Here is an 8,664-nt window from a genome sequence, read left to right on the forward strand (position 1 = left end):
GCTGCCGAAGGTCGAGGCCTGCATCGAGTACGTGCGCGCCTTCCCCGAGGGCAAGGCCCTCATCACCAGCCTCGAGTGCGCCGCCGCGGGCCTCGAGGGCAAGACCGGCACCATCATCACGGCGTAGTTCCCGCCGTTTGGAGTACCGAGGCCCGCTGATTGAGGGCTTTGGGAATCCGAAACTGTTCTAAGCGGCGGCGCCTGTGTAGCGCGGGCGCCGCCGTTAACTGGGGTACTGTCGGATCATGCGGTTATGCTTCCACTGATTCGTCTGTCAATTTCTCGTTCGCATCTGTCTATCCACCTCGATCCTCATAAAAGGAGGGGTTTGTATGACCGAGAAAGAAAAGGAAAAAAGCAGAAAGAAGCGTTCCATCTCTTCGTTCACCATCCTGTTGATCATCCTGATCGCATTGGCGCTCATTACGGTCGTCATGTCGTTCATGGGCGTGGAGGGTGTAACGGGGGCAACCGTTGCCAATGTGGCTACGGCGCCCGTAAAGGGCTTCACCGACGCTCTTCCGGTTTGTCTGTTCGTGCTGATCTTGGGCGGTTTCCTGGGCATCGTCACGGAAACCGGTGCTCTGGATGCCGGCATTGCCGCGCTGGTGAGGAAACTCAAGGGTAACGAGCTCATACTCATTCCCATTTTGATGTTCATCTTCTCCATTGGCGGCACGACGTACGGCATGTGCGAGGAGACGGTTCCGTTTTACTTGCTGCTGGCTGCCACCATGGTAGCTGCAGGCTTCGACAGCGTGGTCGGTGCGGCAGTCGTGTTGCTGGGCGCAGGTTGCGGCGTGCTCGGCTCGACGGTCAACCCGTTCGCGGTCGGTGCAGCCGTTGACTCGCTGTCGTCTACGGGGCTTGCTATCAACCAGGGCACCATCATCATGCTCGGCGTCATCTTGTGGCTGGTCACCTTGGCTATATCCATCGTCTTCGTGATGCGTTATGCGAAGAAGGTCAAGGCTGACAAGGGTTCCACGATCCTCTCGCTGCAAGAGCAAGAGGTCATGAAGGCCGAGTTTGGCGAAGCCCAGCAGGAAGCGCAGGATGCTGAGGCGAATCCATCCGAGAAGCTTATGACCGGTCGTCAGAAGGCTACGCTCATCGCGTTCGCGCTCACTTTCGTGGTCATGATCGTCGGCTTCATTCCTTGGGGCGACTTCGGCGTGGAGCTGTTCAACGCCGGTGCTGTTACCGAGGAAGTGACGACGCAGGTTTCAGCAGATGACATTTCCACCGCTTGGGCCGATAAAAAGGTTGGCGGCGAAATCGCGTTCGACGGCAACGTCGAGGGCACGGTCACTACTGAAGAGCAGATCTCCGATGGCTGGTCCTCGTTCTTGACGGGACTTCCTTTGGGGCAATGGTACTTCGACGAGGCATCCACGTGGTTCCTTATCATGGCTATCGTCATCGGCATCGTGGGCGGCGTGTCCGAAAGCCGCTTCGTGAAGGCATTCATCAACGGCACTGCCGACATGATGAGCGTCGTGCTGATCATCGCCATGGCTCGTTCCATTACGGTGCTCATGGGCGAGACCGGCCTGGATATGTGGATCCTCAACAATGCGGCCAATGCATTGAACGGCCTGTCGGCGATCATCTTCGCTCCTATGTCGTTCCTGCTCTACATCGTCCTGTCGTTCTTGATCCCGTCTTCGTCCGGTATGGCTACGGTGTCCATGCCCATCATGGGTCCCTTGGCTAACTCGCTGGGCTTCTCGACCGATGTCATGATCATGATCTTCAGCGCCGGCAACGGCTTGGTGAACCTGTTCACCCCGACCAGCGGCGCGATCATGGGCGGTCTTGCGCTTGCGAAGATCGAGTACTCGACGTGGCTCAAGTTCGGCGGCAAATTGTTCGTTATTCTTGGAGTTGCCTGCGCGGTTATCCTCACCGTTGCGATGATGGTGATTCCGGGCGCTGCTTGATGCTGATTCCGGATCGATAGAGATAGGTTCTAGGCGGACGAACTGAATTGACGCGGCCCTCGCTTCGGCGAGGGCCGCTTTCTGCGGGATGCCGTGCATGCGCGGGGGAGGGGCTTCGCCTTACAGGGCCTTCTTCATCCAGATATGCTCGACGTGCTCGTCAAGTTCGACGGGCCCGTATTGCCGGTATCCTGAACGCTCGTAAAACGGCGTGACGCGGCACTGCGCGTGCAGGTGCATTTCCGTGGCTCCCGCCGCTTGGGCCAGTCGCTCGGATTCCGCTAAAAGGGCGACTCCCAGGCCGCCTTTGCGTGCCTCGGGCAAGACGGCCAGGCGTCCGAAGATCCAGCGGCCGGGTTCTTCGGGGCGCTCGGGATCAGGGAAGGTGCGCGCGCATCCCGCGAGCATTCCGTCTGCGTACAGCGTGATGTGAATGGTGCGAGGATCTTGATCGATGTCGTCGAACTCGTCTTGGAAGCCCTGTTCTTCCATGAACACGCGCGTGCGCACGATGCGCGCGTCGTCGAAGCTCCCTTGCTGGAACATCATGGCCATGCGGTTTCGTCCTCTCTCGCAACCGGGATGCCCGGGAATCTGCAATGAGCGAACAATAGCATAAAAGCGCCCAACCGCAGATGCTTTTTGCGAGGTCGTGTGTATGTTTTCTGCATAACGTCCTTTTTTGGGGCGTTCGTTCGCTCGATGCGTGCCCGCGCATCTGAAAAAGGTGGTAGACTTGTCCAACATGTATTTACACGAGTCCCACAAAGAAAGATGCATACCATGCAAATTCGCGAACAACTTGAACAGCTGATCGACGCTGCCGTTGCGGCCGCGTGCGAGGACGGATCGCTTAAGCTCGAGGAGGCTCCCGCGGCGGCGCTGGAGCGCCCGCGTGACGAAAGCAACGGTGACTGGGCCTCCACCGTAGCCATGCGTTCCGCCAAGCAGGCTAAGAAGAACCCCCGCGAGATCGCTCAGATCATTGTCGACCATCTTCCGGAGAACGGCATCATCGCTTCCACTGAAATCGCCGGTCCCGGCTTCATCAACTTCCGCCTGTCCTCCACTGTGCTTCAGGGCGTTGTTTCCCAGGTGCGCGAGGAAAAGGAAGGCTTCGGTCGTGGGTTTATCCCCGAGGGCCAGCGCTACATTAACCTCGAGTACATTTCCGCCAACCCTACGGGTCCCATGCACGTGGGGCATGGCCGTTGGGCTGCTTTGGGCGACGCCACGGCGCGCGTGATGCGCCATGCCGGCTACGATGTGTACGAGGAGTTCTACATCAACGACGCCGGTACGCAGATGGATAACTTCGGCGAATCCGTGGCCGTACGCTATCAGCAGATCCTCGGTCGCGATGTCGAAATGCCCGAAGCATGCTATGCGGGCTCGTATGTGAACGACATCGCGCAGGTCATCATTGACGAAGACGGCGACAAGTGGCTTGACGCCGATCAGAAGGAGCGCATGGAGAACTTCCGCGAGCGCGCCTACCAGATGATGCTCGCCGAGCAGCACCGCGTGACCGAGCGCTTCGGCACCACGTTCGAGTGCTGGTTCAGCGAGCGCAGCCTGTACGTACCCGACGAGACCGGCAAGAGCGCGGTCGACCGCAGCCTCGAAGCCATGAGCGAGAAGGGCTACATCTACGTCGAGGACGGCGCTACCTGGTTCAAGTCGAGCGCGTTCGACGACGAAAAGGACCGCGTGCTGATCAAGGCCAACGGCGAGATGACGTACTTCATGAGCGACGTGGCGTACCACTACAATAAAATGGAGCGCGGTTTCGACCATCTCATCAACATCTGGGGCGCCGATCACCACGGTTACATCGCCCGCTGCGAGGCCATGCTGGCCGCGTGGGGCTGGCCCGGCGCCCTCGAGATCATGCTCGGCCAGCTGGTGAACCTGTTCCGCGACGGCGAAGCCGTTCGTATGTCCAAGCGTACCGGCGAGATGATCACGTTCGAGGAACTCATCGACGAGGTGGGCGTGGACGCGACACGTTACCTGATGCTGTCGCGTTCTTCCGATCAGCCCATCGACTTCGACATCGAGGTGGCGAAGAAGAAGGACGCCTCCAACCCGGTGTACTACGTGCAGTACGCTCATGCGCGCATCTGCTCCATCCTGCGCAAGGCCGCCGACGCCGCCGACGCGGCTGCCGCTGAGGCCGGCGAGCTTTCCATGGATGAACTGGCGGCTAAGGTTGTGCCTGCGGGCGTGGACCTGTCCCCGTTGACGCACGAGTCCGAGTTGGCCCTTATGCGCAAGATGGACGATTTCGCCGATCTGGTGTCGCAGGCTGCGCGCGATCGCGCTGCGTTCCGTTTGACGCACTATGCTCAGGATCTGGCGGCTCTGTTCCATTCGTTCTACACCAACTGCCACATCATCGGCGAGGACGAGGCCGTCCAGAACGCGCGTCTGGCGCTTGCTGACGCAACCCGCATTGTTTTGGCGACCACGCTGGGTCTGCTGGGCGTGAGCGCTCCGGCCAAGATGTAGCGATTCCTGCGCATACGGCACACGGAAAGGCCCGCAAGCTCGTCACGGAGCTCGCGGGCCTTTTTAGTGCAGGGATCGTTGTGGTTCGGAGCGAGGCTGCAAAACCCTGCTTCGCGCGTTACACGTTGTCTTCGAGGTCGATCTGCATAAGGTGCACGTTCTCGCGCAGGCGCTTCGCGGTGGCGCGGCACAAGTCGTCTTCCTCGTAGCGTGTTTGTATTTGCTCAAGCTCCAGGTGCAGTCCAAGTCGCTTGATGTCGACTGCGGCATCCGCCGTGCTGGTTATGGCCGTGATGGAAGGGGCTTTCGAGCGCAATGCGCTCAGTGTGCGCTGATACTCGAGAAGAAGAGACGATAAATCCTCGGCGTTTTCCTCCGATACGCCGGGAGCCATTTCTCCTTGCAGCTTCTCGATGACGAATTCGCACGATCGTATCTGCAGATCGCGAATGGCCTGCGCGGTTTCGGTCAGATTCGCTCCGGGCATGCCCTGCACGAATCGATACCATCCGGATCTCAGCGCTGTGCGCATGCGCAGGGCGGCTCTTTGCGGCGACCAGCGATCGGCGTGGTGGCGCAGAAGGTTCTCTATATGCGAGAGCCGGCTTAAATACTGGTAGCCTACCAAAGGATACGTTTCCTCGCGCTCGATGAGCTCGAAGACGAATTCCTGTTCCCAGCGCAGTGTTTTCAGGCGCAGCTCGAGGTTTGGCTCGTCGTCGATGTTGTGCTGCTCTTTGATGCGCGCAATGCGGTCGTTGTAAGAATGGATGACCATTTGCGTGGCGGCACGGTTCTCGGGGGTTTGGCGAGCCGACAGCTCCTCGATGACGTTGCGCAGGATCTCGAGGCTCGCCTGCGTTTCGTCGCAGCGCTGGTCTTCTTCGGTGGTCGGCTTGCGCGGAGCCAGTAGGGGAACCACGAACGTAGCCAGCAGAAGCGTGACCACGATGACGCCGCATGCCAGGAACATGATGAGCTGCTGCTGCGGAATGGCGCGCGGCAGCGTGAGAATGACGGCGAGCGTGATGGTTCCCTTTGGACCCGCTAGCGTCATGATAGCCGCCGATAGCATGTCGGTTTTCGATAGTCTGCGCCGCTTCGTCGCACCGTCTTCCTTGTTTTTACCTTGGCGGCTTCGCGAGCGCTCCATGACGAGAATCCATACGAAGCGCACTGCGATGAGTATGAGCGTGATGCCCAGGACGTAGGATATGAGCAAGCCGTTATCGATGTACACGTTAGCCCAGGTCTGCTGCATGGCGCGGGGAAGCTGCGTGCCCAAAAGAACGAACACGATCCCGTTAAGGGTGAAGGACAGCACCTGCCAAACGCTGGCTGAAACGATGTTCATACGCGATATCGAAGGCCCTAGCGTGCGGGGCGATATGACGTTCACCAGTCCTGCTGCGACCACTGCCAAAATGCCGCTCGCGCCCACCTGGTTGGCTACCAGGTACACGATGAAGGGCGTGAACACCTCGAACAGCACGTGAAACGTGGTGTTCTCCAAGCCCCAGGAGCGCACCTTGCGCACGATGAAGTTGCCCAGGTAGCCCAGCGCGATGCCGATGAAAATGCCTCCCAAAAAAGAGAACAAAAACTCGACGGTTGCGTTGACCAGAGAGAACGTGCCGGTAACGGCTGCAGCCAGCGCGAACTGGAAGGCGACGATGCCCGATGCGTCGTTGATGAGCGATTCCCCTTCCAGAATGCTCTTGGCGCGAGGCGAGATGTCGGTCTCCTTTGAAAGCGAGGCGACGGCAACGGCGTCGGTGGGGCCCAGGGCGGCGCCCAGGGCAAAAGCGGCGGCTAAGCTGATGGAAGGTACGACCCAGTTGACCGCAAAGCCGACCACTAGAGCCGTGACCACCACCAGTCCGATGGCAAGCGAGACGACGGGTCTTTTGTTGCGCCAAAGCGCCGCTTTGTCAACGCTTTTCGCTTCGTCGTAGAGTAGCGGAGCGATGAACAGAACCAGGAACAAATCGGCTTCGTCGAACAGGATGTCGATCTGACCGCCTGCGACCACGGCGATGATCAGGCCTAGTCCAATTTGGATAAGGGGGGAGGATACCTTGGGAACAAGCTGGTCTATGACGGAGGATACGAGGACGGCTGCCAACATGAGTAAAGCGAACATGAGGGCTTCCACGTGGCGATCTCCTTGCGTTGTAGCGAATGGGTCGCCTTATTGTATCGGGATAAGGTCAACCTTATAGGCGCAACGTCGATGTTTCACGCGATTTCAACGGAAAGCTGGGAAGTCGGGTTTTGCGCCCTTCGCGCGCACCCTAACGTGCAGCGGCGTCGGTGGTCAAGATGCTTGCCTTCACGTAGAGGGTGTAGGCGATAGCCGATGTTGTTGAAAGCACGAGGTCCCGTTCGAAGTCTCCCTTGTTTGCGCCGCTCGTAAGGCCTGCCGGGCTGGTGGGTTCCGCGGAGAACAGGGCTTCGAGCGCCGCTTCGAACGCGTCGCAATAGTAATCGTAGGCCACATGCGTGTCGAAACTTGCAATCTGCATGCGAATGAGGCGGTCGATTTCGGCGATCGAGAACGTTTGCTTGAGCGTGCATATAACGATGAGGTACGCAACGTGGGAGCGCGTGTACTTCTTGCCTGAAGCCGACGAGAGGACTCCCTGCTTCACGTAGTTGTTCACCATGGAGCGCGTGATGATCTTCTCGTGTTCCTGGTAGAGCGGGGCAAGCGTTTCCTCGAGGTATCCGATGAGTTGGTCCATGTACAGGTCGATGCGGGGTATCTCCTGATATCGAGGCAAGCGCAGGTTGGCGAGTTTTTGCGCGTAGGCCGACGTGCTGATGGATGAAGGGTTCATAGATTCCTTTCCACGGTATTCGTACGAACGAGAATAACAATCCGTACAGGGTCAGTCAATCTTCGTTGTTGCTTGACACAGTGCTGTGCTCCTTATAATCTAGTAATGAAAACTATATTACAAAGCTATTGAAACTTTGGAAGAAGGACAGTATGAATGCAAGCCGTATAGCGCTCGTGGTGGACTCTTGCACCGACGTTCCTCCCGAGGATATCGACCGGTACGGCATGTACGTGGTTCCTTTGCAGGTGAACTACGAACACGAATCGTTTTTGGACAAGGTGACCATCACTCCTCAAGAGGTGTACGATCGATTCTCTCGGGAAATCCCTACAACGTCTACGCCTACACCCGCCGTTGCGCGGAACGTGCTCGAGCGCGTGGTGGCCGACGGGTACGATCGTGCGGTTATCGTGACCATTTCGAGTGGGCTTTCCGCTACGTACGAGTTGATGCGCTCGCTTTCGGCGGGAATGCCGGAGCTTGATTGCTGCTTGGTCGACACGAAGAACATCGGGATGGGCGCGGGCCTGGTTGCCCTTGCAATTGCGCGGAGGCTGGCCGAGGGCGCGTCGTTTGAGGATATCAAGCGCGAAGGCGACCAGATAGCGAAGAATACGAGGGTGTACTTCTGCGTCGACACGCTTGAGTACCTGCGCAAGGGCGGCCGCATCGGCGAGGTAACCTATCGCGTGGGCAGCTTGCTGGACATGCGTCCCGTGATCAGCTGCAACGAAGCGGGCGTGTACTATACCGTTACAAAGGCCAAGGGGCGTCGGCAGTCGCTCAAGAAGGCGATGCAGTGCGTCGAGGAATTCGCTGCGAAGTTCCCTCGCAGCACGGTTGCCGTGGTGAACGGGGACGCGGCGGAAGAGGCAGCCGAGGTGAAGTCCGAGCTTGCATCGCGGATGAGCGGCGTGCAATGGTGGTACGAGGGGCAGATCAGCCCCGTTCTGGTGGTGCATACCGGTCCTGGCCTGATTGGCATAGGCGTGCAAGGGGAGTACTAGGAGCGGGGTTGCTGCGTCTCGCGTCCCGTCCAACCGGCGTTTCGCGCCTCGCGTTGCGCGTCCCGCCCAACCGGCGTCTTTCATCGCGCCCGCTTTGCGCACGAGTTTCGCCCGTCGTGTCAAAACGATCGAGTTTTGCTGGTCCTCGAACCAGAATAATTCGAAGTGCCGTTCGTCTGAACTGGGAAAATAAAAATCACGTGCGGAGCGAGCCCTCTTGGAAGGGTGAAAACCGCCGCAAAACGGGGATGCGGCAAGAAGTTGGACCGCCCGAGGGCGGTCCACGACCGATCGAACGGCCCCGAAGGGGCCGTGAGGAGGGAGCTGCATGTACACGGAGCGCGAGAAGGTCAGGTACGT

General features: G+C 58.9%; 6 protein-coding genes and 1 pseudogene. 4 read left to right on the forward strand and 3 right to left on the reverse strand.

Translation table 11 applies throughout. From position 1 onward, the window contains the following. Together DMP08_RS12700 and DMP08_RS12115 are read left to right on the forward strand one after the other, a co-directional pair. Positions 1–127 (forward strand): annotated as a pseudogene (locus DMP08_RS12700) (carbamate kinase); the annotation flags it as partial. 205 nt (positions 128–332) lie between these two features. Continuing rightward, on the forward strand, positions 333–1,943 hold the full coding sequence (locus DMP08_RS12115; protein WP_123193132.1) for a YfcC family protein: 1,611 nt from the start codon (positions 333–335) through the stop codon (positions 1,941–1,943). A 120-nt stretch (positions 1,944–2,063) separates the two neighbouring features. Here DMP08_RS12115 and DMP08_RS12120 read toward each other — a convergent pair whose 3' ends face one another. Continuing rightward, positions 2,064–2,498, reverse strand: a complete 435-nt coding sequence (locus DMP08_RS12120; RefSeq protein ID WP_123193133.1) for a GNAT family N-acetyltransferase — start codon at positions 2,496–2,498, stop codon at positions 2,064–2,066. Between the two features lie 228 nt (positions 2,499–2,726). On the opposite strand from DMP08_RS12120, the gene argS reads away from it, so the two are divergent. After that, positions 2,727–4,454: an arginine--tRNA ligase gene (argS, locus tag DMP08_RS12125; protein WP_123193134.1), complete on the forward strand. Its 1,728-nt coding sequence runs from the start codon at positions 2,727–2,729 to the stop codon at positions 4,452–4,454. 118 nt (positions 4,455–4,572) lie between these two features. Here argS and DMP08_RS12130 read toward each other — a convergent pair whose 3' ends face one another. Continuing rightward, positions 4,573–6,609: a cation:proton antiporter gene (locus DMP08_RS12130; RefSeq protein WP_123193135.1), complete on the reverse strand. Its 2,037-nt coding sequence runs from the start codon at positions 6,607–6,609 to the stop codon at positions 4,573–4,575. 139 nt (positions 6,610–6,748) lie between these two features. Next, entirely contained in the window at positions 6,749–7,294 is a 546-nt protein-coding gene (locus DMP08_RS12135) for a DUF1836 domain-containing protein (protein ID WP_123193136.1), read from the reverse strand. 152 nt (positions 7,295–7,446) lie between these two features. Between DMP08_RS12135 and DMP08_RS12140 the strand changes: the two genes are divergently transcribed. Next, positions 7,447–8,304 (forward strand): DegV family protein, encoded by an 858-nt coding sequence (locus DMP08_RS12140; RefSeq protein ID WP_123193137.1) that lies wholly within the window; start codon positions 7,447–7,449, stop codon positions 8,302–8,304. Positions 8,305–8,664 lie beyond the last annotated feature (360 nt).

It is taken from the genome of Paraeggerthella hongkongensis (assembly GCF_003726035.1).
GTDB lineage: Bacteria > Actinomycetota > Coriobacteriia > Coriobacteriales > Eggerthellaceae > Paraeggerthella > Paraeggerthella hongkongensis.